At 65.1% G+C, this 22,046-nt stretch carries 17 protein-coding genes, 2 tRNA genes and 2 pseudogenes; 6 read left to right on the top strand and 15 right to left on the bottom strand.

Translation table 11 applies throughout. From position 1 onward, the window contains the following. The first annotated feature begins 212 nt into the window (after positions 1-212). From IX761_RS14360 to IX761_RS14345, 4 genes are all read left to right on the top strand, one after another. A tRNA-Leu gene (locus IX761_RS14360) sits at positions 213-299 on the top strand. Positions 300-387: 88 nt separating this feature from the next. Continuing rightward, positions 388-474: transfer RNA gene (locus IX761_RS14355), tRNA-Leu, on the top strand. Positions 475-758: 284 nt separating this feature from the next. After that, positions 759-1,772: an extracellular solute-binding protein gene (locus IX761_RS14350; protein ID WP_194790230.1), complete on the top strand. Its 1,014-nt coding sequence runs from the start codon at positions 759-761 to the stop codon at positions 1,770-1,772. Then, a complete protein-coding gene (locus IX761_RS14345) occupies positions 1,772-3,337 on the top strand; it encodes an ABC transporter permease (protein WP_194790229.1) in 1,566 nt (521 codons plus the stop codon). Before IX761_RS14350 ends, IX761_RS14345 begins: the two co-directional genes overlap by 1 nt. A 298-nt stretch (positions 3,338-3,635) precedes the next feature. Here the strand turns inward: IX761_RS14345 and IX761_RS27650 are convergent. The 13 genes and pseudogenes from IX761_RS27650 to IX761_RS14285 all read right to left on the bottom strand — a co-directional run. Beyond that, a pseudogene (locus tag IX761_RS27650) lies at positions 3,636-4,151 on the bottom strand (methyl-accepting chemotaxis protein); the annotation flags it as partial. Positions 4,152-4,541: 390 nt separating this feature from the next. Beyond that, positions 4,542-4,754, bottom strand: a pseudogene (locus IX761_RS27645) (methyl-accepting chemotaxis protein); the annotation flags it as partial. A 1,127-nt stretch (positions 4,755-5,881) separates the two neighbouring features. Continuing rightward, positions 5,882-7,174, bottom strand: coding sequence for an adenylosuccinate synthase (locus tag IX761_RS14335; protein ID WP_003249542.1), 1,293 nt, complete (start codon positions 7,172-7,174; stop codon positions 5,882-5,884). Positions 7,175-7,230: 56 nt separating this feature from the next. Beyond that, entirely contained in the window at positions 7,231-8,418 is a 1,188-nt protein-coding gene (locus IX761_RS14330) for an ATP phosphoribosyltransferase regulatory subunit (RefSeq protein WP_194790227.1), read from the bottom strand. Positions 8,419-8,698: 280 nt separating this feature from the next. Further along, positions 8,699-9,568, bottom strand: coding sequence for a protease modulator HflC (gene hflC / locus IX761_RS14325; RefSeq protein ID WP_194790226.1), 870 nt, complete (start codon positions 9,566-9,568; stop codon positions 8,699-8,701). Then, positions 9,568-10,752, bottom strand: coding sequence for an FtsH protease activity modulator HflK (gene hflK / locus IX761_RS14320; protein WP_194790225.1), 1,185 nt, complete (start codon positions 10,750-10,752; stop codon positions 9,568-9,570). Before hflK ends, hflC begins: the two co-directional genes overlap by 1 nt. A gap of 96 nt (positions 10,753-10,848) precedes the next feature. After that, on the bottom strand, positions 10,849-12,150 hold the full coding sequence (hflX, locus tag IX761_RS14315; protein ID WP_194790224.1) for a ribosome rescue GTPase HflX: 1,302 nt from the start codon (positions 12,148-12,150) through the stop codon (positions 10,849-10,851). A gap of 18 nt (positions 12,151-12,168) precedes the next feature. Further along, the gene (hfq, locus tag IX761_RS14310) at positions 12,169-12,429 is read right to left on the bottom strand and encodes an RNA chaperone Hfq (RefSeq protein WP_023629894.1); all 261 of its coding nucleotides are present in this window, start codon (positions 12,427-12,429) and stop codon (positions 12,169-12,171) included. Between the two features lie 93 nt (positions 12,430-12,522). After that, positions 12,523-13,494 (bottom strand): tRNA (adenosine(37)-N6)-dimethylallyltransferase MiaA, encoded by a 972-nt coding sequence (gene miaA, locus IX761_RS14305; RefSeq protein WP_194790223.1) that lies wholly within the window; start codon positions 13,492-13,494, stop codon positions 12,523-12,525. Between the two features lies 1 nt (position 13,495). Beyond that, positions 13,496-15,397, bottom strand: a complete 1,902-nt coding sequence (mutL, locus tag IX761_RS14300) for a DNA mismatch repair endonuclease MutL (RefSeq protein WP_194790222.1) — start codon at positions 15,395-15,397, stop codon at positions 13,496-13,498. After that, a complete protein-coding gene (locus IX761_RS14295) occupies positions 15,394-16,824 on the bottom strand; it encodes an N-acetylmuramoyl-L-alanine amidase (RefSeq protein ID WP_194790221.1) in 1,431 nt (476 codons plus the stop codon). Before IX761_RS14295 ends, mutL begins: the two co-directional genes overlap by 4 nt. Positions 16,825-16,835: 11 nt before the next feature. Then, on the bottom strand, positions 16,836-17,300 hold the full coding sequence (gene tsaE / locus IX761_RS14290; RefSeq protein ID WP_416366788.1) for a tRNA (adenosine(37)-N6)-threonylcarbamoyltransferase complex ATPase subunit type 1 TsaE: 465 nt from the start codon (positions 17,298-17,300) through the stop codon (positions 16,836-16,838). Further along, the gene (locus IX761_RS14285; protein ID WP_194790219.1) at positions 17,297-18,157 is read right to left on the bottom strand and encodes an NAD(P)H-hydrate dehydratase; all 861 of its coding nucleotides are present in this window, start codon (positions 18,155-18,157) and stop codon (positions 17,297-17,299) included. The genes tsaE and IX761_RS14285 overlap by 4 nt, the downstream gene beginning before the upstream one ends. Positions 18,158-18,222: 65 nt before the next feature. On the opposite strand from IX761_RS14285, the gene queG reads away from it, so the two are divergent. After that, a complete protein-coding gene (gene queG, locus IX761_RS14280) occupies positions 18,223-19,290 on the top strand; it encodes a tRNA epoxyqueuosine(34) reductase QueG (RefSeq protein ID WP_194790218.1) in 1,068 nt (355 codons plus the stop codon). Positions 19,291-19,432: 142 nt separating this feature from the next. On the opposite strand, the gene IX761_RS14275 is transcribed toward queG, so the two are convergent. Next, on the bottom strand, positions 19,433-20,047 hold the full coding sequence (locus IX761_RS14275; RefSeq protein ID WP_194790302.1) for a trimeric intracellular cation channel family protein: 615 nt from the start codon (positions 20,045-20,047) through the stop codon (positions 19,433-19,435). Between the two features lie 92 nt (positions 20,048-20,139). Then, positions 20,140-20,682, bottom strand: a complete 543-nt coding sequence (orn, locus tag IX761_RS14270; RefSeq protein ID WP_194790217.1) for an oligoribonuclease — start codon at positions 20,680-20,682, stop codon at positions 20,140-20,142. 108 nt (positions 20,683-20,790) lie between these two features. On the opposite strand from orn, the gene rsgA reads away from it, so the two are divergent. Then, positions 20,791-21,822 (top strand): small ribosomal subunit biogenesis GTPase RsgA, encoded by a 1,032-nt coding sequence (rsgA, locus tag IX761_RS14265; RefSeq protein ID WP_194790216.1) that lies wholly within the window; start codon positions 20,791-20,793, stop codon positions 21,820-21,822. The last annotated feature ends 224 nt before the right edge of the window (positions 21,823-22,046 follow it).

Below are 22,046 nucleotides of genomic sequence, written 5' to 3'. Positions count from 1 at the left end.
GGAAATGTCAGCCTTGGACAGCCCCACCGCAGCGTCAGCCGAGCAGTAATAGGCCAGCGGAATCAACAAGTTGAATTTTTTGAAATTTTTTTCGCTCGGGGGCTTTACAGCCTCCAGGACCGCCCGTATAGTGCGCACCACAACGACGGACAACCCCGAAGTTGTAGTAGAGATGAACGGCGCTGTAAAGCATCTTGTAATCTCGAATGTGTGCCCAGGTGGCGGAATTGGTAGACGCGCTGGTTTCAGGTATCAGTGACTTAACGGTCGTGGAAGTTCGAGTCTTCTCCTGGGCACCAATGATTTTCCGGTAATAGATGACCAAGGATCTATTACCACTGTGTGAAAGCGAACGATGGTCGCCTTCAACAGATGATGCAAAGCTTTGCCCAGGTGGCGGAATTGGTAGACGCGCTGGTTTCAGGTATCAGTGACTTAACGGTCGTGGAAGTTCGAGTCTTCTCCTGGGCACCATACAAAAACCCACTAGCTTGCTAGTGGGTTTTTTCTTGCCTGCGTTTTTTATCGCCCGTGTCAAAAGCGACGCGATCGACGTAGGAGCCGGCCTTGCCGGCGAACACCGGCGCAGCCGGCACCCTCCTCCGCGACGCCTGGTTCGCCAGCAAGGCTGGCTCCTACGGTTTGCGTAGCGACGCGATCCGCGCCAATCCATGAATTTCCCGTCATGCGCCCATTTGAGAAACGATTTCGTTTACCATTGTTTCCAAATATGTAGCCGTAAGCGAGGAAGTACCCGCATGACGATCCGCCCGCAACCGCTGATGCGCACCCTGGCCGCCGCCGTGCTGAGCCTGGTGATCGGCGCCCCGGCCGCCCTGGCAGACGCACCGGTCACGCTGACCCTGTACAACGGTCAGCACAAGGAGATCGGCGAGGCCATCGCCAAGGCCTACGAGGCCAAGACCGGCATCCATATCAATATCCGCAAGGGCAGCAGCAACCAGCTGGCCAGCCAGATCATCGAGGAAGGCGAGCGCTCGCCGGCCGACATCATCTACACCGAAGAGTCGCCGCCGCTGAACAACCTGGGCGAACTGGGCCTGCTGGCGAAGATCGACGACGCCACCCTGGACATGCTGCCCAAGGAATACGTGGGCGCCAACGGCACCTGGATGGGCGTCACCGCCCGCACCCGCGTGGTGGTGTACAACCCGAAGAAGATCGACGAGAAAGACCTGCCCACCACGGTGATGGACTTCGCCGACCCCGAGTGGGAAGGCCGCGTCGGCTACGTGCCCACCAGCGGTGCCTTCCAGGAACAGGCCGTGGCCATCCTCAAGCTGCACGGGCGCGAGGCCACCGAAGAGTGGCTGACCGGCCTGAAGGCCTTCGGCAAGACCTACACCAACAACATGGTCGCCTTGAAGGCCGTGGAAAAAGGTGAAGTCGCCGCCGTGCTGGTGAACAACTACTACTGGTACGCCCTGGAGCGCGAGCGCGGCAAGCTCGACTCCAAGCTGTACTACCTGGCCGACGGCGACGCCGGCAACCTGGTGACCATCTCCGGCGCCGGCGCGGTCAAGGCCAGCAAGCACCCGAAAGAGGCCCAGGCCCTACTTAACTGGATGGCCAGCGAAGAAGGCCAGCGCGTGATCACCCAGACCACCGCCGAATATCCGCTGCACAAGGGCATGGTTTCGGACCGCGGCCTCAAGCCGTTCGAGGAGTTGCGCCCGCCGAAGATCTCGCCGGCGGACCTGGGCAATGCCGAGGAAGCCATCGAGCTGGAACGTGAGGTTGGCCTGCTCTGATGACCGCCGCCCTGCCCTCCCCCGCCTTGTCGCGCTTCGTGCCCAAGCGCAGGCGCCCGTCCATCTGGGTGGTGCTGCCGGTGCTGTTCCTGGTGGCGATGAGCCTGTTGCCGCTGCTGTATGTCGGGCTCAAGGCCTGGGAAGCCGGCTGGCATGAAGCCTTGCGCCTGCTGTGGCGCCCGTTCGTTTGGGGGCTGCTGCGCAACACCCTGCTGCTGATGGCCGGTGTCACCGTGCTTTGCCTGGTGGTCGGCGTAGCCCTGGCCTGGCTGCTGGAGCGCAGCGACCTGCCAGGTCGGCGCCTGTGGGGCGTGGTGCTGTGCTTGCCGTTCGCCGTGCCGTCGTTCGTCAGCAGCTTCACCTGGGTGTCGCTGAGCTCGGACTTCGAAGGGCTGGGCGGGGCGATCCTGGTGATGGCGCTGTCCAAGTACCCGCTGGTGTTCCTGCCGGTGGCCGCCACCTTGCGCAATCTCGACACCGCCCTGGAAGAATCGGCGCGCACCCTGGGCTGCAGCCGCTGGGGCGTGTTCGGCAAGATCACCCTGCCCCTGTTGTGGCCGTCGATGCTCGGCGGCGGGCTGCTGATCGCCCTGCACATGCTGGTGGAGTTCGGTGCCCTGTCGATCCTCGGGCTGCAGACCTTCACCACGGCGATCTACCAGCAGTTCGAGCTGGAGTTCAGCAATGCCAACGCCGCCATGCTTTCGGCGGTGCTGCTGGCGCTGTGCCTGATGATGCTGTGGCTGGAGCTGCGAGTGCGCGGCAAGGCCCGTCATGTGCGAATCGGCCAGGGCGTGGCGCGCCGCGCGCAGCCGGTGCAGCTCAAAGCCTGGATGCCGTTGGGGCAGTTGTTCTGCCTGGCCCTGGCAGTGCTGGGCAGCGGCATCCCGCTGGCGATGCTCGGGTACTGGCTCAGCGTGGGTTCGTCGGCGGCCTTCCCAGTGGCGGCCATCGGCAAGGCCCTGCTCACCTCGCTGTCGGTGTCGCTGGGCGGCGCTGGCTTCTGTGTGCTGCTGGCGCTGCCGATCAGCTTCCTGGTGGTGCGCTACAAGGGGCGCCTGGCGATCTGGGCCGAGCGCCTGCCCTACCTGCTGCATGCCCTGCCGGGCCTGGTGATCGCGCTGACCCTGGTGTTCTTCGCCCTGCATTACGTGCCGGCGCTGTATCAGACCACCGCGCTGCTGATCCTGGCCTATGCGCTGCTGTTCCTGCCGCTGGCCCAGTCGCCGGTGCGCACGGCGCTGAACAAGGCCTCGCCGACGCTCGAAGAAGCCGCGCGTACGCTGGGTGCTAGCAGCTTCGCGGCATTCTGCCGGGTCACCCTGCCGATCATCTTCCCGGCCATGGCGGCGGCGTTCGCCCTGGTGTTCCTGGATGCCATGAAGGAGCTGACAGCTACCCTGCTGCTCAGCCCGACCGGGATGACCACGCTGGCGACCGAGGTGTGGGCGCATACCGCCAACGTCGAGTTCGCGGCGGCAGCGCCTTATGCGGCGCTGTTGATCGTGGTGTCGGGGTTGCCGGTGTATCTGCTGACCACGCGGATGTATCTGAACAAGGCCTGAGCAGATCCTGTTCGCCGGCAAGCCGGCTCTCATGGAACAAATCGTAAGTCTCTGATTCGACGAGGTCGCTGTGGGAGCGGCTTTAGCCGCGAACACCGGCAGAGCCGGTGCCATCCACCGCGTCGCCTGCTTCGCGGCTAAAGCCGCTCCCACAGGGGATCGCGGTGCGGGTGCTGGCAATGTTCCCTGCGCGACAGCGCAGCCCGTAGGGCTGGGGAATCTCCTACGAAAGCCAACCGGTTTGCCGGCGCCCTCCGTGTAGGAGCCGGCTTGCCGGCGAACCAGTCAATAACATGCCTTACGCCCGGAACTGCCCCAAACTTGCGCGCAACTGCGCCGCCAGGTCGTCCAGCACCTTGCTGCTGGCCGTGGTCTGCATCACCACTTCGGCCGAACGCTCGGCCTGGGCATGGATATTCTCCACCCGCCCACGCACCGCTTGCGCACCGTTGGCTTGCTGCTCCGCCGCACGGGTAGCCAGGCCAATGGCAGCGTGCACCTGCTCTACCGCTGCCTGCACCGACTGCTGGCGCCGCTCGTTGTCGCGCAGCACCAGCAAGCCTTCACTGGCCTGACGCCCGGCCTGGCCGATGGTCGCCACTGCCTCCTTGGCGCCCTGTTGCAGGGCGGCAATATGCGACTGGATATCCCCGGTCGAGCTCTGCGTCTTGCTCGCCAGCGCCCGCACCTCGTCAGCCACCACGGCGAAACCACGCCCGGTCTCGCCAGCCCGGGCCGCCTCGATGGCGGCATTGAGCGCCAGCAGATTGGTCTGCTCGGCGATACCATGGATCACCGTGAGCACCACCTCGATCTGCTCGCTCTGCTTGGCCAACCGCTCGATCACCTGGGAGCCTGTCTCGACCTCACCTGCCAGGTTTTCAATCAAGCGCGCCAGCTGGGTGGAGGCGCGGCTGTTCTCGTCGGTGGCCTGACGGATGTCCACTACCTGCTGCAACGCCGCCTGCATGGCGTGGCTTTCGGCCTGGGCTTCGTCGGCCATGCTCGACAGGTCGCGCAGGCTGGCCGCCACTTCGTCGCGCTGCAAGGCCGCCGCGGCATCGGCACCGGCGTTGCGCTGGGCCATGCTGTCGATTTCCACGCCCGTGCGCTGGGCCACCTCGCCCGCTTCGCGGACGATGGGTTGCAGCTTGTCGACGAAGCGATTGACTGCCGAGGCCATGTCACCGATTTCGTCCCGGCTGTCGAGTTTCACCCGTTTGGTCAGATCGCCCTCACCCGCCGCCAGGTCGTTGAGCGCGGTTATCAACAGGCGCAGCTTGCTGAGCACCCGGCGCCCAAGTACCACGGCCACCACCAACAACACACCCAGGCCGACCAGCACCAGGCCCAGGCCGATGCGCCAGCGCAGCTCGGCAGCGGCATCGCGCACGGTTTGCGCGGTATTGGCCTGCATCGCCGTGGCGCTGTTCTGCGCGGTCTCCAGCCGTGCACGCAGGGCCTTGCCGCTGTCGGCGGCGGCAGCCCCGAGGCTGTCGCCCACCAACTGCTCGCCACTGGCAATCAGAGCGGCGAAGCGCTGGTCGAGGGCCTTGAGCTCCTGATCGATGCCTGCGGTGGACACCCCCATCAGCACCTTGCCGATCTCGGCACCATTGGGGCTGATGGACGCTTCGACGAAGTACACCGACGGGTCCTTGCGCGCGGCATCCAATACCTTGTCCAGCGCCCGCTCGCCCTGGCCCTTGTCCATCAGCGACTGGTTGATCGGGTTCTGTCGGTTGAGGTAGCGCGTCAGGTGCTGGCCTTGGGCATCGTCGTAGATCACGAACAGTACGTTGGGGTTGCGCTGCGCACGGCGGGCGAAGTCCGACAGCATCGGGACATCGTTGTCCCAGATGGCACGCGGTGCCACCGAGGCCAGCAGGTCGGCCATGTCATGGGCCGAGTCTCGAAGGTTCTCTTCCAGGGTAGCGCGCAGCTGCTGCTGTTCATCCTGCAGGCGGCTGGACAGGCCCGCGCTCAAACGTTGGCGAGTGCTGGCCGAAAGGCTGTCGAGCCCGGCCCGGACATCCTGCCCGGCTTGTTCCAGTTCGCCAGCCAGTTTTCGGCTGTCATTGCCCAGGCGCACCCCCAAATCGGCCTCCAGGGCGGTGACCGTGCTCCGTGTCAGTGCAACGGCGACCAGCACCTGCACCAGAAGAGCGATACCAAGCGCAACAAACACAGGCCGCAACAGGCGGCTTCGTAACAGTGAAAGGATGGCAGACACGTTGTAACCCTCGTGTTTCTGGCGCCATTACTTTGATGGCATCTACGGAAACTTCTTACAGCAAGGGTTGTGCCTGGCGCAGGAGGTATAAACGCCAATTTGCAGAGGCGGGTAAGGGAAATCTGCATTTGGGGTCTGAACCGGCCTCTTCGCCGGCAAGCCGGCTCCTACGGGTGCGGTGTTGACCTAGACATGTCAGCAACCTGTGGGAGCCGGCTTGCTGGCGGTGGGGGCGCGCAGATTGGTCGGTAGAAATGAAAACGCCGCGTCTCTTTGCAGAGGCGCGGCGTTCGATCAGCGGGGAACGCTAATCAGGCGAACGGATGACGCAGCACGATGGTCTCGTTGCGGTCCGGGCCAGTCGAGATGATGTCGATCGGCGCGCCGACCAGCTCCTCGATGCGCTTGATGTAATCACGCGCGGCCTGCGGCAGTTCTTCCAGGGTTTTCACGCCCAGGGTCGACTCGCTCCAGCCTGGCATCTCTTCGTACACCGGCTCCAGGCCGATGTAGCTGTCGGCATCGGAAGGCGCGTCGATGACGGCGCCGTTCTCGTTCTTGTAGCCCACGCAGATGTTGATGGTTTCCAGGCCGTCCAGTACGTCCAGCTTGGTCAGGCAGATGCCCGAGATGCTGTTGACGTCGATGGCGCGACGCAGGATCACGGCATCGAACCAGCCGCAACGACGGGCACGGCCGGTGGTGGAACCAAACTCGTGGCCACGCTTGGCCAGGGTGGCGCCGGTTTCGTCGAACAGTTCGGTCGGGAACGGACCGGAACCGACGCGGGTGGTGTAGGCCTTGGTGATACCCAGGATGTAGTCCAGGTACATCGGGCCAACGCCGGAACCGGTGGAGATGCCGCCAGCGGTGGTGTTGGAGCTGGTGACGTACGGGTAGGTACCGTGGTCGATGTCCAGCAGCGAGCCCTGGGCGCCTTCGAACATGATGTCCTTGCCGGCGCGGCGCAGGTTGTGCAGTTCGGCGGTGACGTCGAGCATCATCGGCTTGAGCTGCTCGGCGTAGGCCATGCACTCGTCAAGCGTTTGCTGGAAGTCGATGGCCGGCTCTTTGTAGTAATTCACCAGCTGGAAGTTGTGGTAGTCCAGCAGTTCACCGAGCTTGGCGGCGAAACGCTCGCGGTGGAACAAGTCGCCCACGCGCAGGCCACGGCGTGCGACCTTGTCTTCGTAGGCTGGGCCGATACCACGGCCGGTGGTGCCGATCTTGGCTTCGCCACGGGCCTTTTCACGGGCCTGGTCCAGCGCCACGTGGTACGACAGGATCAGCGGGGCAGCCGGGCTGATGCGCAGGCGCTCGCGCACCGGTACGCCCTTCTCTTCCAGCTTGGTGATTTCGCGCATCAGCGCATCCGGGGCAACGACCACGCCGTTGCCGATCAGGCACTGGACGCCTTCACGCAGGATGCCCGACGGAATCAGGTGCAGAACGGTCTTCTCACCGTTGATCACCAGGGTGTGACCCGCGTTGTGGCCACCTTGGTAGCGCACGACGGCGGCAGCATGTTCGGTCAGCAGATCGACGATCTTGCCTTTGCCCTCATCACCCCACTGGGTGCCCAGGACGACGACATTCTTACCCATAACACTTGTCCTCATTCACGCAAACTTGGTTGCCGGCCCATCGCCGGCGAAGAATCTCAATGGGTCAGCGGCAGAACCTGCCAGCGCCCGTCTTGCTGAATCAATTGCCGATCACAATCCGCCTCGAGAGCAGCACTCAGCGGCTGGCCAGGCAGAGCCTGGACCACACGCTGGCCCTCGTTGCGCAACTGGCAGACCTGCTGCCAGAGGGCCGCATCACCGCTGTCGGGCATCCAGATGCCGCCAGCCGGGAGTACGACCTCCGCTCGCCCCAGTGTGACCAGGGTCTTCAAATCCGTGGAGAAACCAGTGGCCGGGCGGGCCCGGCCGAAATCAGCGCCGATGTCGTCGTAACGCCCGCCCTGGGCGATCGATTGACCCTCGCCCGGCACGAATACGGCGAACACCACGCCGGTGTGGTAGTGGTAGCCGCGCAGCTCGCCAAGGTCGAAGTACAACGGCAGGTCCGGGTAGCGCGAGGCCAGGCGATCGGCGATCGCCAACAGGTCGTCCAGCGCCGCCAGCACGCTGGCCGGGGCACGGCCCAGGCGCACGCGGGCTTCGGCCAGCACTTCGCGGCCACCGCACAGCTCGCACAGGGCGCGCAGCATGTTGCCGAGGTCTTGCGGCAGGTTGGCGGTCAGCGCCTGCACTTCATCGACCGCCTTGCGCTGCAGGGCGTCGAACAGCTGCTGCTCGACATCGCCCGACAGGTTGGCGGCGCGCGCCAGGCCGCGGTAGATGCCGACATGGCCGAGGTCCATGTGCACATCCGCCACGTCGGTCAGTTGCAGCGTGGCGAGCATCAGGCTGATGACTTCGACATCGCTGGTGGGGCTGGCGTCGCCGTACAGCTCGGCGCCCAGCTGGATCGGGCTGCGCGAGGTGGACAGGGCACGCGGCTGAGCGTGCAGCACGCTACCGGCGTAGCACAGGCGGCTCGGGCCTTCGCGGCGCAGGGTGTGGGCGTCGATACGCGCCACCTGCGGGGTGAAGTCGGCACGGAAGCCCATCAGGCGACCGGACTGCGGGTCGACGACCTTGAAGGTGCGCTGGTCCAGGTCCGCGCCGGCACCGGTGAGCAGCGACTCCAGGTACTCGATATGGGGGGTGACCACCAGCTCGTAACCCCAGCTCTGGAACAGGTCCAACACCTGCCGACGCGCGATCTCGATGCGCGCAGCCTCAGGTGGCAGTACTTCCTCGATGCCATCTGGCAGGAGCCAGCGGTCTACCGTTGCCATTACGCCATTTCCCCTTTGGTCCGGGCGGCCACCCTGCGGGCGAGCCTTGTGTGAAACGGGCCCTGGCGGACAGCAGCGGGCAGGACCGAACCCAGCGCAGCCACCGTTACCAACACCCTCGAATACCTTGCGCCGAGGCCTTTGACCGGCCAATCAACCTTGCAGACGCAAAAAAGCCGGGAATTTCCCGGCTGCCGCATCATACACCCCTTTTCATTCAGGATGCACCCCGCCCGGCATTTTAGCTGCCGGGCGGGGTGCTTCCGTCATGAGAGCAACATCAGGGCTTGCTCTTGTCCAGGTAGCGGAAGAACTCGTTCTTCGGGTCCAGGACCAGCACATCGCTCTTGCTGGAGAAGCTCTCGCGGTACGCTTGCAGGCTACGGTAGAACGCGTAGAAATCGGCGTCCTGGGTGTAGGCCTTGGCGTAGATGGCCGCCGACTGGGCGTCGCCATCACCGCGGGTCTCTTCCGCTTCGCGATACGCCTCGGCCAGCAACACGCGGCGCTGACGATCGGCGTCGGCACGGATGCCCTCGGCCAGCTCGTTACCCTTGGCGCGGTGCTCGCGGGCTTCACGTTCACGCTCGGTGCTCATGCGGTCGAACACGCTGCGGTTGACTTCCTTGGGCAGGTCGATGGCCTTGACGCGAACGTCGACCACTTCGATACCCAGCTCCTTGCTGGCCATGCGGTTCAGCGAGGCGGTGATGTCAGCCATCAGTGCGTCACGCTCACCCGACACCACTTCGTGCAGGGTGCGCTTACCGAACTGGTCACGCAGGCCGCTTTCCAGACGACGCGACAGGCGCTCGTCGGCGATCTGCTTCATACCCGACGTTGCGGTATAGAAGCGCTCGGCGTCCTTGACCCGCCACTTGGCGTAGGCGTCGACCATCACTGCTTTTTTCTCCAGCGTCAGGAAACGCTGGGTCGGGGCGTCGAGGGTCATCAGGCGGGCGTCGAACTTGCGCACCTGGTTCACGTACGGCACCTTCACATGCAGGCCAGGCTGGACATCGGCCTTGACCACGCGACCGAACTGCAGCAAGACCGCGCGCTCGGTTTGCGAAACGATGTAGAAGCAGTTCCAGGCGACGATCGCCAGCACCACGGCACCAATCAGGGCGAACAGCGATTTATTGCTCATCAGCGGCTCTCCCTGGAACGCAGCGGCGGTTGTTGTTGCAGGTCTTGCGCGGCGCGCGCGGCGGCGTCATTGACCGACGGCGATACGCTGCTGACCGGCGCTGCAGTGTTGCCACGGCTGCCTTCGACCATCTTGTCCAGCGGCAGGTAGAGCAGGTTGTTCTGCCCGTCCTTGGCCGTCACCAGCACCTTGCTGGTGTTGCTGTAGACTTCCTGCATGGTCTCGAGGTACAGACGCTGGCGAGTGACGTCCGGCGCCTTGCGGTACTCGGCGACCAGCTTGGTGAAGCGGTCGGCCTCACCCTTGGCGCGGGCGATGACTTCATCGCGGTAGCCGTTGGCGTCCTCGATGATGCGTTGCGCCTGGCCACGGGCCTCAGGCACCACGCCATTGGCGTAGGACTCGGCCTGGTTGCGTGCACGCTGCTCGTCTTCACGGGCACGGATCACGTCGTCGAAGGCTTCCTGCACTTCACGCGGGGCTGCCGCGCTCTGTACGTTGACCTGGGTGACGGTGATACCGGTGCGGTAGGTGTCGAGGAAACGTTGCAGACGCTCGCGGATGTCCACGGCCATCTGTTCACGCCCTTCGGTCAGCACCTGGTCCATGGAAGTGGAGCCCACCACGTGGCGCAGGGCGCTGTCGGTGGCATGCTGCAGGCTGACTTCCGGCTGGTCGACGTTGAGCACGAAGTCCTGCAGGTTGCTGATGCGGTACTGCACGGTCAGCGGCACCTCGACGATGTTCTCGTCTTCGGTGAGCATCTGGCCCTGCTTGGTGTAGGCCCGCTCGCGGGTCACGTTTTCCATGTACTTGCGGTCGATCGGCGGGAAATAGATATTCAAGCCGGGGCCGACGGTCTCGTAGTACTTGCCGAAGCGCAGCACCACGGCCTGCTCCTGCTCGTCCACCACGTACACGGCGTTGTACAGCCAGATCGCCGCCAGCACCGCCAGGCCAACGCCCAGCAGGCCCAGGCCGCCACCTTTGCCGATATTGCGGTCGCCATTGCCACCGCGCTTCTTGCCGCTGCCGAACATGCCGTTCAGGCTGTCCTGCAGTTTGCGGAAGGCCTCGTCCAGATCCGGTGGGCCTTTCTTGTCGCCACCGCCGCCGCCGCCACCGCGACGACCGCCCCAGGGATCCTGGTTGTTCGAGTTGCCACCCGGCTCATTCCAAGCCATAGCGCTCTCCATCTGATAAAGCAAAGACGCGCCCACGGCGCGCCGTCCAATGCTACAGAATGCCTGTCACGGCTGCCCGGCGACCTCGACGAGCATTTATTGCAAAGTGTGTTGCTCGACAAACACTTGCGGCTCCATGCCTTCGCGGCTGACCAGGCGATTCAGCTCGACCCTGGGCAGTCGCACACTCAACAGGCTGCGCCCTTCTTCATCGTGCTCTTCGTGCTGCACGGCGCCCAAGGCAAAGAATTGCGCGCGCAAGCGGGCAAAGCGCTGCTCCAGGCACAGGGTTCCGACATACAGATCATCCCCCAGCAATTCGGCAACCGCCTGGCCGACCAGCTCCAGGCCGCGTCCATCCCGTGCCGATACCCAGACCCGTTGCGGCTTGCCGTCGGCATCGCGCTGGATCTGCGGCTCGACATCTTCGAGCAGGTCGAGTTTGTTATACACCTCGAGGATCGGCAAGCCTTCGGCGCCAATCTCGCCGAGCACCGCCAGCACCTGCTCGATCTGCTCCATGCGCTCGGGCTCATGGGCGTCGATCACGTGCAGCAGCAGGTCGGCGTTGCTCGACTCTTCGAGCGTAGCCCGAAATGCCTCGACCAGCTTGTGCGGCAGGTGGCGAATGAAGCCCACGGTGTCGGCCAGCACGATCGGCCCCAGGTCGGCCAGTTCGAGCCGGCGCAGCGTGGGGTCGAGGGTGGCGAACAGCTGGTCGGCCGCATACACCTCGGATTGCGTGAGGGCATTGAACAACGTCGATTTGCCGGCGTTGGTGTAACCCACCAGCGACACCGACGGGATGTCCGCGCGCTTGCGCCCGCGACGGGCCTGCTCGCGCTGGCTGCGTACCTTCTCCAGGCGGCCTTTGATCTGGCGCAGGCGAACCCGCAGCAGACGGCGGTCGGTTTCCAGCTGGGTTTCACCCGGGCCGCGCAGGCCGATACCGCCCTTTTGCCGCTCGAGGTGGGTCCAGCCGCGTACCAGCCGCGTGCTCATGTGCTCGAGCTGGGCCAGTTCGACCTGCAGCTTGCCTTCGTGAGTACGCGCCCGTTGGGCGAAGATATCGAGGATCAGCCCGGTACGGTCCAGCACGCGACACTCGAAGACGCGCTCGAGGTTGCGTTCCTGGCTGGGCGTGAGGGTGTGATTGAAAATCACCAGGTCGGCTTCGGCGGTTTTGACCAGGTCGCGCAACTCCTCGACCTTGCCGCTGCCGATCAGAAACTTGGCGGTGGGCTGATGCCGCGCCACTGTTACCAGCGAAACGATATCGGCTCCGGCCGACAGCGCCAGCTCCTGAAACTCCTGCGGGTCTTCGCGCGCCTCAGGGTTCTGACCTTCCAAGTGAACGAGCAGCGCTCGCTCACCACCACCGTGGCGCTCAAAGAACAATGCAGGCTCCTACTTTTATCAAGCGTTGCCTGGCTCGCTGTCGCCGTGCTCACCGTCGGTGGGGCTTGGCAGACGAACTGGGCGGGCAGGTACGACAGTCGAGATCGCGTGCTTGTAGACCATCTGGCTGACGGTGTTCTTCAGCAGCACGACGAACTGGTCGAACGATTCAATCTGGCCCTGCAACTTGATCCCGTTGACCAGGTAGATCGAAACCGGGACCTTTTCTTTTCTCAAGGTGTTCAAGTAAGGGTCTTGTAGCGAATGCCCTTTTGACATATGCCGCACTCCTGTAAGGATCAATAGTAAAAAACTAGAAAAATCAGTAATTGCTGCCGCCCTTCGCAAGAATAGACGGCAATAAGCAGGGACTCAGCTCAATATGGAGACGGCCCCAAGGTATTTCAAGGTGCGGGACAGATTGTCGCAGGCCAGGCTATCCAGCCAGTGCACGTCAGACCAACCACGCAACCAGGTGAATTGGCGCTTGGCCAGTTGGCGCGTGGCAATGATACCGCGTTCTTGCATCTCATTCTCAGTCAGCTGACCGTCCAGGTAATCCCAGACCTGTCGATACCCCACTGCCCGTATAGACGGCAGCCCGGCGTGCAAGTCACTTCTGGCTCGCAGCGATCGGACCTCGTCGACGAAGCCCTGTTCCAGCATCTGCGAAAATCGTAGCGCAATTCGCTCATGCAAAATGTGACGATCTGTAGGGGCTATGGCCAGGCTGGCGACAGTATAGGGCAAATGCCCCGGCGCGCCTGCGTCTGCGTCGCTACTTTGCGCCAATTGACGCTGGCGGTGGGCGGTCATGCTCTGCCCGCTCACTCTGTACACTTCAAGCGCACGAATCAGGCGTTGCGGGTCATTCGGATGGATGCGCGCCGCCGACTCCGGGTCCACCTCGGCCAGTTGCCGGTGCAGCTCGGCCAGGCCCAGTGCGTTGGCTTGCGCCTCCAGTTCGGCGCGCACCGTGGCATCGGCCGGGGGCATGTCGGCCAACCCGTCGATCAGCGCCTTGTAATACAGCATGGTGCCACCGACCAGCAGCGGGATCTTGCCCCGCGCGGTGATCTCGGCCATGGCTTGCAGCGCATCGGTGCAGAACTGCTTGGCCGAATAGCTCTCGGCTGGGTCGAGGATATCGATCAGCCGGTGCGGATGGGCGGCCAACACGTCTTTCGACGGTTTGGCGGTACCGATGTCCATGCCGCGATAGACCAGGGCCGAGTCGACACTGATCAGCTCGCACGGCAGCACCTGGGTCAACTCGATGGCCAGGTCGGTCTTGCCGGCCGCGGTCGGGCCCATGAGGAATATCGCCGGGGGTTTGCCTGTCATCTCATCGCCCCCGCAGGAACAGCTTGTCGAGGTCGTCCAGGCCCATCTGGGTCCAGGTCGGCCGGCCGTGGTTGCACTGGCCGCTGCGCTCGGTGTTTTCCATGTCGCGCAGCAGCGCGTTCATCTCCGGAATGGCCAGGCGCCGGTTGGCGCGCACCGCGCCGTGGCAGGCCATGGTCCCCAACAGCTCGTTCAGGTGCGCCTGGATACGGTCGCTGGTGCCGTACTCCATCAGGTCGGCGAGCACGTCCTGCACCAGGCGATTGGCCTCGGCCTGCTTGAGCAGTGCCGGGATCTGGCGGATCGCCAGGGTTTCCGGGCCAAGGCGTTGCAGCTCGAACCCCAGGCGCTGGAACCACTGGGCGTGCTCCTCGGCGCAATCGGCCTCGCGCTGGCTCAGCGCCAGGGTTTCCGGGACCAGCAGCGGCTGGCCGCTGAGGCCTTCGCTGGCCATGGCCACTTTCAAGCGCTCGTACATGATCCGCTCGTGGGCGGCGTGCATGTCCACCAGCACCAGGCCAACGGCGTTCTCGGCGAGGATATAGATACCCTTGAGCTGGGCCAGGGCATAACCCAGCGGCGGGATGTCGCCCTGGCTTTCCGGCAGCGCGCTCGGCGTGGCGCTGGCGTTGTCCAGGGGGGCGTAGAACTCACGGTACACCGCCTGGGCCTCGCCGGTGCTCACCGGTTGCGAGGGGCGCGGGGTGTACTGGTACTGATAGCCCGCCCCCGAGCCGCCCGAAGAAAACGACGACCGCTGCTCCCCTTGAGGCTGCTCCAGCACCGGCGAGGCCAGGCGCATTTCGCCCTGCGGGCCGAACTCACCCACCTGCAAACCACTGGGGCGCACCAGCTCGGCCGTGGCGGCAGGTGCCGCCAACTGGTCTTCCGGGCGCACGTCTGCCAGGGCGCGGTGCAGGGTGCCATAGAGGAAATCGTGGACCATGCGCCCTTCGCGGAAGCGCACTTCGTGCTTGGTCGGGTGTACGTTGACGTCGACGCCGGTGGGGTCGAGCTCGAGGAACAGCACGAAGGTCGGGTGCCGGCCGTTGAACAGTACGTCGCGATAGGCCTGGCGCACCGCGTGGGCGACCAGCTTGTCGCGCACGGCGCGGCCGTTGACGAAGAAGTACTGCAAGTCTGCCTGGCTGCGCGAGAAGGTCGGCAAGCCGACCCAGCCCCACAGGCGCAAGCCGTTGCGCTCGACGTCGATGGGCAGCGCCTGCTCGAGGAAGCCCGGGCCGCAGATGGTACCGACGCGACGCGCCCGGGCCATCTCGTCGGCCGCCTCGTGCAGGCTGAAGATGGTCTTGCCGTTGTGGCGCAGGTGGAAGCCCACGTCGAAACGCGCCAGCGCCAGGCGGCGGATCACTTCCTGCAAATGGTCGAATTCGGTTTTTTCGGCCTTGAGGAACTTGCGCCGGGCTGGCGTGTTGAAGAACAGGTCGCGCACTTCGACCGAGGTGCCGACCGGATGCGCGGCGGGCTGTACCCGAGGGAGCATGTCGCGGCCTTCGGTCTCCACCTGCCAGGCTTCACTGGCGCTGGCGGTGCGCGAAGTCAGGGTCAGGCGCGCCACCGAGCTGATCGACGCCAGGGCCTCACCGCGAAAGCCCAGGCTGAGCACCCCTTCGAGGTCTTCCAGCTCGCGGATCTTGCTGGTGGCGTGACGGGCCAGCGCCAGCGGCAGGTCGTCCGGGGCGATGCCGCTGCCATTGTCACGCACCCGCAGCAGCTTCACGCCGCCCTGCTCGACCTCGACTTCGATGCGCCGGGCGCCGGAGTCCAGGCTGTTCTCCAGCAGTTCCTTGGCCACCGAGGCCGGGCGCTCGACCACCTCGCCAGCGGCGATCTGGTTGGCCAGCCGCGGGCTGAGCAGCTGAATGCGTGAGCCACCGCTCATTGCTGCGACGCCAGGGTGGTGGCGGGGATGTCGAGGTGCTGGCCGACTTTCAGTTCGTCCGTTTTCAGGCTGTTGCTGCTGCGCAGGTTGGCGACGCTGACCTGGTAGCGCACGGCGATCATCGCCAGGGTTTCACCCGGGCGCACGGTGTGCTCGCGGGGGCCCTGGGCGATCTTGCCGCTGTCACGCAGCCAGGCGATGTAGGTGCCGGGCGGCGGGTTCTGCTGGAAGAACTGGCGCACACCGGTATGGATCGAACGCGCCAGCGCCTGTTGATGGCTGCGGGTAGCCAGCTTGGCGGCCTCGTTGGCGTTGGAGATGAACCCGGTTTCCACCAGGATCGACGGGATGTCCGGGGACTTCAGCACCATGAACCCGGCCTGCTCCACGCGCTGCTTGTGCAGCGGGGTGACCCGGCCCATGTTGCCCAGCACCTTCTGCCCGACGTTGAGGCTGGAACTGAGGGTGGCGGTCATCGACAAGTCAAGCAGCACGCCAGCGAGCATGCGGTCCTTGTCGTCGAGGCTGACGTTGCCGGCACCGCCGATCAGGTCGGACCGGTTCTCGGTGTCGGCCAGCCAGCGCGCGGTCTCGGACGTTGCACCACGGTCGGACAGGGCGAACACCGAGGCTCCGAAGGCGGCCTTGGACGGCGCGGCGTCGGCGTGGATCGAGACGAACAGGTCAGCGCCCTTCTTGCGGGCAATCTCGGTACGCTTGCGCAGCGGGATGAAGTAGTCGCCCGTGCGCGTCAGTTCGGCGCGGTAGCCCTTCTCGCTGTTGATCTGGCGCTGCAGCTCCTTGGCGATATCCAGCACGATGTCTTTTTCGTGCTGGCCACGCGAGCCCGATGCGCCTGGGTCTTCACCGCCGTGGCCGGCGTCGATGGCGACGACGATATCGCGCTTGCCGGCCGGGGCCGGCGGCAGCTTGATCGCCGGCTGCGCCGGGGTGACCGGCACTGCGGGCGTGGTTGCCGGCGGCTGTACCACGGGTGCGGGAGTCGGGTTGCTGGCAGCGATCGCGTCGGCTTCCTGGTCGTACAGGTCGACCACCAGGCGGTTGCCGTACTGGGCGTTCGGCGCAAGGGTGAAGCTCTTGGGCGTGACGCTTTTCTTCAGGTCGACCACCACGCGCAGGTCGGTAGGCGTACGCTGGGCCGAACGCAGGCTGGTGATCGGGGTGTTCGAGGTGGCAACGTTCAACGGCCCGCCCAGCGTGGCGCCATTGATGTCGATGACCAGCCGATCGGGTGCGGTCAGGGTGAAGACGCTGTGCTGCACAGGCCCGGACAGGTCGAAGACCAGCCGCGTGTTGTCTGGCGCGCGCCACAGGCGCACGCTCTTGACTTGAGTGACGGCCAGAGCGTCAACGGTCACCGCCGTCAGCAGCAGCCCAACGACAGCGACCAGTGCGCGTATGCGCATACCTACCCCACTTACTGTTTATAGTGTTCGGCCAGCGCAGTGCACCAGGCCTCGCCGCGAGCCCCCTGCGGCGTCAGGTTCAGCGAGCGTCCGCCCGCTTGGGGGCTTATGGTAATGGTCAGGTCGGGCTTTGGCAAAACGCCCGCACCTTTATCGGGCCACTCGAACAGGCACAGCGGGTCGCCCTCGAAATAATCGCGAATCCCCATGAATTCAAGCTCTTCCGGATCGGCCAGGCGGTACAGGTCGAAGTGGAACGCACGAATGTCGCCGATTTCGTAGGGTTCGACCACGGTGAAGGTGGGGCTCTTGACCGGGCCGGCGTGGCCAAGGCCACGGATCAGGCCGCGAGACAGGGTGGTCTTGCCGGCACCCAGGTCGCCCTCGAGAAAAATGACGCCACGACCGCCGGTCGCCTCGGCCAGCTTCGCACCGAAATCGACGGTGGCCGCTTCATCGGCCAAGAAAAGGGTTATGCCTGACACGCAGAATGCTCCTCCAACAACGCTCTAATGACTGCGACCAGATCGCTGGCCGCCAGACCTCTACCTTCAACCCCCAAGCGCTCGCCGGCACAGGCGTGCAGCCATACCCCAAGACTGGCCGCCTGCCAGGCGTCCAGCCCTTGGGCCAGCAACGCCGCCAGCACGCCGGTGAGCACATCCCCCAGGCCGGCACCGGCCATGGCCGGGTGGCCACGGTCGCAGAGCGCCAGCCGCCCAGCGGGATCGGCGACCAGCGTACCGGCGCCCTTGAGCACACAAATACTGGCGTACTTGCGCGCCAGCTTGCGCGCCGCACCCGGCCGGTCGGCCTGCACCGCTTCGGTGGAAATGCCCAGCAACCGCGCCGCTTCCCCCGGATGCGGCGTCAGGATGCTAGCGCTGGGCAGGGCCAGCGGCGTGCGCGCCAGCAGGTTCAGCGCATCGGCGTCCCACACTTGTGGCACATGCGCATTGGCCACCGCCGACAGCAGGCTGCGGCCCCAGGCCGCCTGCCCCAACCCAGGCCCCACCACCAGCACCGAGGCCCGCGCCAGCGGCGTCATCAGCTGATTGGCCGAGCTCACGCCCAGCCACATGGTTTCGGGCAGCCGCGCCAGCCCGGCGCCGACATGCTCGGGGCGGGTGGCCACGCTCACCAGGCCGGCACCACAGCGCAACGCTGCCTGGGCACTGAGCAGCACGGCGCCGCCGGTGCCCAGGTCACCGCCGACCACCAGCACATGGCCAAAGTCACCCTTGTGGGCATTGGCGGCGCGGGCGGGCAGGCCGGGCACGGTCAGGCGATTGAGCAGTTGTGGGGCATTACCGGGGTGTTTGGTCTGAGGCATGGGGTCAAAGGCTCCGATGTCTGGCAGAATTATACGCACCTACACCTGTAATGCCTTGCCCATCCATGCCTGCCAATCTTCCAGACATCAATACACTGGCCCAATCGATCAAGGATTGGGGCCAGGAACTCGGTTTTGCCCACGTCGGCATCGCCGGGGTCGACCTTGGCGAGCACGAACAGCACCTGCAGCGCTGGCTGGCGGCCGGCCACCAGGGCGAAATGGAATACATGGGCGAGCACGGCACCAAGCGTTCGCGCCCTGCCGAGCTGATCCCCGGCACCCTGCGGGTGATCTCGCTGCGCATGGACTACCTGCCCGGCGACACACAAATGGCCCAGCGCCTGGCCCAGCCGGAAAAAGCCTATATCGCCCGCTACGCCCTGGGCCGCGACTACCACAAGCTGGTGCGCAAGCGTGTGCAGCACTTCGCCGACCGTATCCAGCAAGCCATCGGGCCGTTCGGCTACCGCGCCTTCGTCGACAGCGCCCCGGTGCTGGAAAAGGCCTTGGCGCAAGAGGCAGGCCTGGGCTGGATCGGCAAGAACACCCTGCTGCTCAACCGCAAGGCTGGCAGCTACTTCTTCCTCGCTGAACTGTTCGTCGACCTGCCGCTGCCGATCGACGGCGTGCAGGGCAGCGACCACTGCGGCCGTTGCCAGGCGTGCCTGGACATCTGCCCCACGCAAGCCTTCGTCGGCCCCTATCAACTCGACGCCCGGCGCTGTATCTCCTACCTCACCATCGAGCTGCGCCACTCCATCCCGGTGGAACTACGCCCGTTGATCGGCAACCGGGTGTTCGGCTGCGACGACTGCCAGTTGGTCTGCCCCTGGAATCGCTTCGCCAAGACCACCACCGAGGATGACTTCATGCCGCGCCGCGGCCTGGACAACGTCGAGCTGGCCGAGCTGTTCCTGTGGGATGAAAAGCGCTTCCTCGGCTGCACCGAGGGCTCGCCGTTGCGGCGCGCGGGCTACGAGCGGTTCTCGCGCAACCTGGCGGTGGGGCTGGGCAATGCGCCGACCACCATCCCGGTGCTCGAAGCGCTCAAGGCGCGGCGCAACGATCCATCGGAGCTGGTGCGCGAACATGTGGAGTGGGCGCTGGCGCAGCACGCCTCCAGAGCCTGACGCGGTCCCGGTAGGAGCGGCCTCGTGTCGCGAAAGGGCCGCATCGCGGCCCCAAGGTCTCTTGGCATGATGCCAAATATGCTGGGGCTGCGGTGCAGCCCTTTCGCGACACGAGGCCGCTCCTACAAGGATTGCGAACAACTCACTGCTGGTCGTTGTAGTGGAACTTGGGCATCTCCCAATGGAAGCGGATCGCCAGCAGGCGCACCAGGAAACCACCGAACAAGGTCAGCAGCATCGCCTGCTCCGCCGGTAGCTGGAAGTGCACGCAGCCCAGGTAGAACCACGCCGCCGCGAACGACACGCTGGCGTACAGCTCACGCCGGAACACCAACGGGATGTCGTTGCAGAAGATATCCCGCAGGATCCCGCCGAACACCCCGGTGATCACCCCACTGATCGACGCGACCAGGAACCCCTGCCCCATCTCCAGCGCGGTCATGCAGCCGATCAGGGTGAACGCCACCAAGCCCAGGGCGTCGAGCACCAGGAACAGCGAACGCAGGTGGCGCATCAGCGGCGCGATGAAGATCGTCAGCAGTGCGGCGAAGCTGGTCAACACCAGGTATTCCGGGTGTTTCACCCAGGTCAGCGGGTAGTGCCCGAGCAGCACGTCACGCACCGAGCCGCCACCCAACGCGGTGACACAGGCGATCAGCACCACGCCGAACCAGTCCATGCCGCGCCGGCCGGCGGACAGGGCGCCAGTCATGGCTTCGGCGGTGATGGCGATGAGGTAGAGCATCAACAACATGATGGCGCAGGTCCGTGCGGAAAAGGCGCGCAGTCTACCCAGTCGCGCGGGGCACCAAAAGAGGGCGCGCCGACGATTGTCGGCGCCCGGCCAGGTCAGACCTTGATGAAGTGCTCGCGGTAATGGCGCAGCTCGGCGATCGACTCGCGGATATCGTCCAGCGCCAGGTGGGTGCTGCCCTTCTTGAAGCTATCACGCACGTCCGGCGCCCAGCGTGCGGCCAGCTCCTTGAGCGTGGACACGTCCAGGTTGCGGTAGTGGAAGTAGTTTTCCAGGCCGCGCATATGGCGATAAAGGAAGCGGCGGTCCTGGCAGATGCTGTTGCCGCAGATCGGCGACTTGCCTTTGGGCACCCACTGCTCGAGGAAGGCGATGGTCTGCGCCTCGGCCTCGGCCATGCTCACCTTGCTCTCGCGCACGCGCTGGGTCAGGCCCGAGCCGCCATGGGTGCGAGTGTTCCATTCGTCCATGCGCGCCAGCACTTCGTCGCTGTGGTGGATGGCGATCACCGGGCCTTCGGCCAAGGTGTTCAGCTCGCTGTCGGTGACGATGGTGGCCATCTCGATGATGACGTCGCTGTCCGGGTCCAGGCCGGTCATTTCCAGATCGATCCAGATCAGGTTCTGTGGGTTCTGCATGGGTGTGCTCCTCGAATAGCCCGTCATATTAGCCCAGCCGGGCGGTGCGTGGGCGGGCCATGCTAAACTGCCGCGGTTTTCTCACTGCCTCGCCGATACGGAACCTTCATGGCCAAACGCCAGCTCAACCGCCGCCAGAACTGGCGCATCGAAAAGATCCAGGGTGAACGCGCCGCCCGCGCCGCCAAACGCGAGCAGCACGTGCTGCAGGAGCTGGAGGGTGGCGACCTGGGGCCGGAACAGCTGGGCCTGGTGATCGCCCACTTCGGCGTGCAGGTCGAGGTCGAGGCCCAGGACGGCGAAGCGGCGGGCCAGGTATTCCGCTGCCACCTGCGGGCCAACCTGCCGGCCCTGGTCACCGGTGACCGGGTGGTATGGCGCGCTGGCAACCAGGGTATCGGTGTGATCGTCGCGCAGATGCCGCGCAGCACCGAGCTGTGCCGGCCGAACAATCACGGCCAGCTCAAGCCAGTAGCGGCCAACGTCGACTTGATCGTCATCGTCTTCGCCCCGGCCCCCGAACCGCACCCCAACCTGATCGACCGCTACCTGGTGGCCGCCGAGCACGCCGGCATCCGCCCGCTGCTGCTGCTGAACAAAGCCGACCTGATCAACGACGAGAACGGCCCGACCCTGCATGCCATGCTCGAGGTGTACCGCGGCCTGGGCTATCCACTGCTGGAGGTGTCCGCGCATCAGGGCGATGGCATGCAACGCCTGCAACAGGCGCTGGATGGCCATATCAGCGTGTTCGTCGGCCAGTCGGGGGTGGGCAAGTCATCGCTGGTCAACAGCCTGCTGCCGGACGCCGGCACCCGCGTGGGTGATCTGTCCGAGTGGTCCGGCCAGGGCACGCACACCACCACCACCGCCCGCCTTTATCACTTCCCCAACGGCGGCGACCTGATCGACTCCCCGGGTATCCGTGAATTCGGCCTGGGCCATGTCAGCCGCGATGATGTCGAGGATGGCTTCATCGAGTTCCGCGAGCTGATCGGCAACTGCCGCTTCCGCGACTGCAAGCACGACCGCGAACCCGGCTGTGCACTGCTCAAGGCGCTGGACGACGGCAGCGTCACGCAACAGCGCATGAACAGCTACCGCTCGATCATCGCCAGCTTGCCGCAGGACAGCTACTGATTTTGCCAGGGCCGCCGGGCGGCCTATCGGCGGCAACCCTATGGGTTTGCGCATGCTCTGTAGGAGCGGCCTTGTGCCGCGAAAGGGCTGCGCAGCAGCCCCAGGATTTCAGCGGCGACGCGTAGATTGCTGGGGCCGCGCTGCGGCCCTTTCGCGGCACAAGGCCGCTCCTACAGGGTTCGTGCAAACCAATAGGTACAAGCCCCATAGCCCCTCCCCCAAAC

Source organism: Pseudomonas sp. UFMG81 (genome assembly GCF_015354575.1).
Classification (GTDB): Bacteria; Pseudomonadota; Gammaproteobacteria; order Pseudomonadales; family Pseudomonadaceae; genus Aquipseudomonas.
This window is presented reverse-complemented; position numbering and strand designations above follow the sequence as displayed.

Bases quoted from the DNA above. Each gene is read 5' to 3' on its own strand.
- IX761_RS14350 (WP_194790230.1), top strand. From the start codon at position 759: ATGACGATCCGCCCGCAACCGCTGATGCGCACCCTGGCCGCCGCCGTG.
- IX761_RS14345 (WP_194790229.1), top strand. From the start codon at position 1,772: ATGACCGCCGCCCTGCCCTCCCCCGCCTTGTCGCGCTTCGTGCCCAAG.
- IX761_RS14335 (WP_003249542.1), bottom strand. From the start codon at position 7,174: ATGGGTAAGAATGTCGTCGTCCTGGGCACCCAGTGGGGTGATGAGGGC.
- IX761_RS14330 (WP_194790227.1), bottom strand. From the start codon at position 8,418: ATGGCAACGGTAGACCGCTGGCTCCTGCCAGATGGCATCGAGGAAGTA.
- hflC (WP_194790226.1), bottom strand. From the start codon at position 9,568: ATGAGCAATAAATCGCTGTTCGCCCTGATTGGTGCCGTGGTGCTGGCG.
- hflK (WP_194790225.1), bottom strand. From the start codon at position 10,752: ATGGCTTGGAATGAGCCGGGTGGCAACTCGAACAACCAGGATCCCTGG.
- hfq (WP_023629894.1), bottom strand. From the start codon at position 12,429: ATGTCAAAAGGGCATTCGCTACAAGACCCTTACTTGAACACCTTGAGA.
- miaA (WP_194790223.1), bottom strand. From the start codon at position 13,494: ATGACAGGCAAACCCCCGGCGATATTCCTCATGGGCCCGACCGCGGCC.
- mutL (WP_194790222.1), bottom strand. From the start codon at position 15,397: ATGAGCGGTGGCTCACGCATTCAGCTGCTCAGCCCGCGGCTGGCCAAC.
- IX761_RS14295 (WP_194790221.1), bottom strand. From the start codon at position 16,824: ATGCGCATACGCGCACTGGTCGCTGTCGTTGGGCTGCTGCTGACGGCG.
- IX761_RS14285 (WP_194790219.1), bottom strand. From the start codon at position 18,157: ATGCCTCAGACCAAACACCCCGGTAATGCCCCACAACTGCTCAATCGC.
- queG (WP_194790218.1), top strand. From the start codon at position 18,223: ATGCCTGCCAATCTTCCAGACATCAATACACTGGCCCAATCGATCAAG.
- orn (WP_194790217.1), bottom strand. From the start codon at position 20,682: ATGCAGAACCCACAGAACCTGATCTGGATCGATCTGGAAATGACCGGC.
- rsgA (WP_194790216.1), top strand. From the start codon at position 20,791: ATGGCCAAACGCCAGCTCAACCGCCGCCAGAACTGGCGCATCGAAAAG.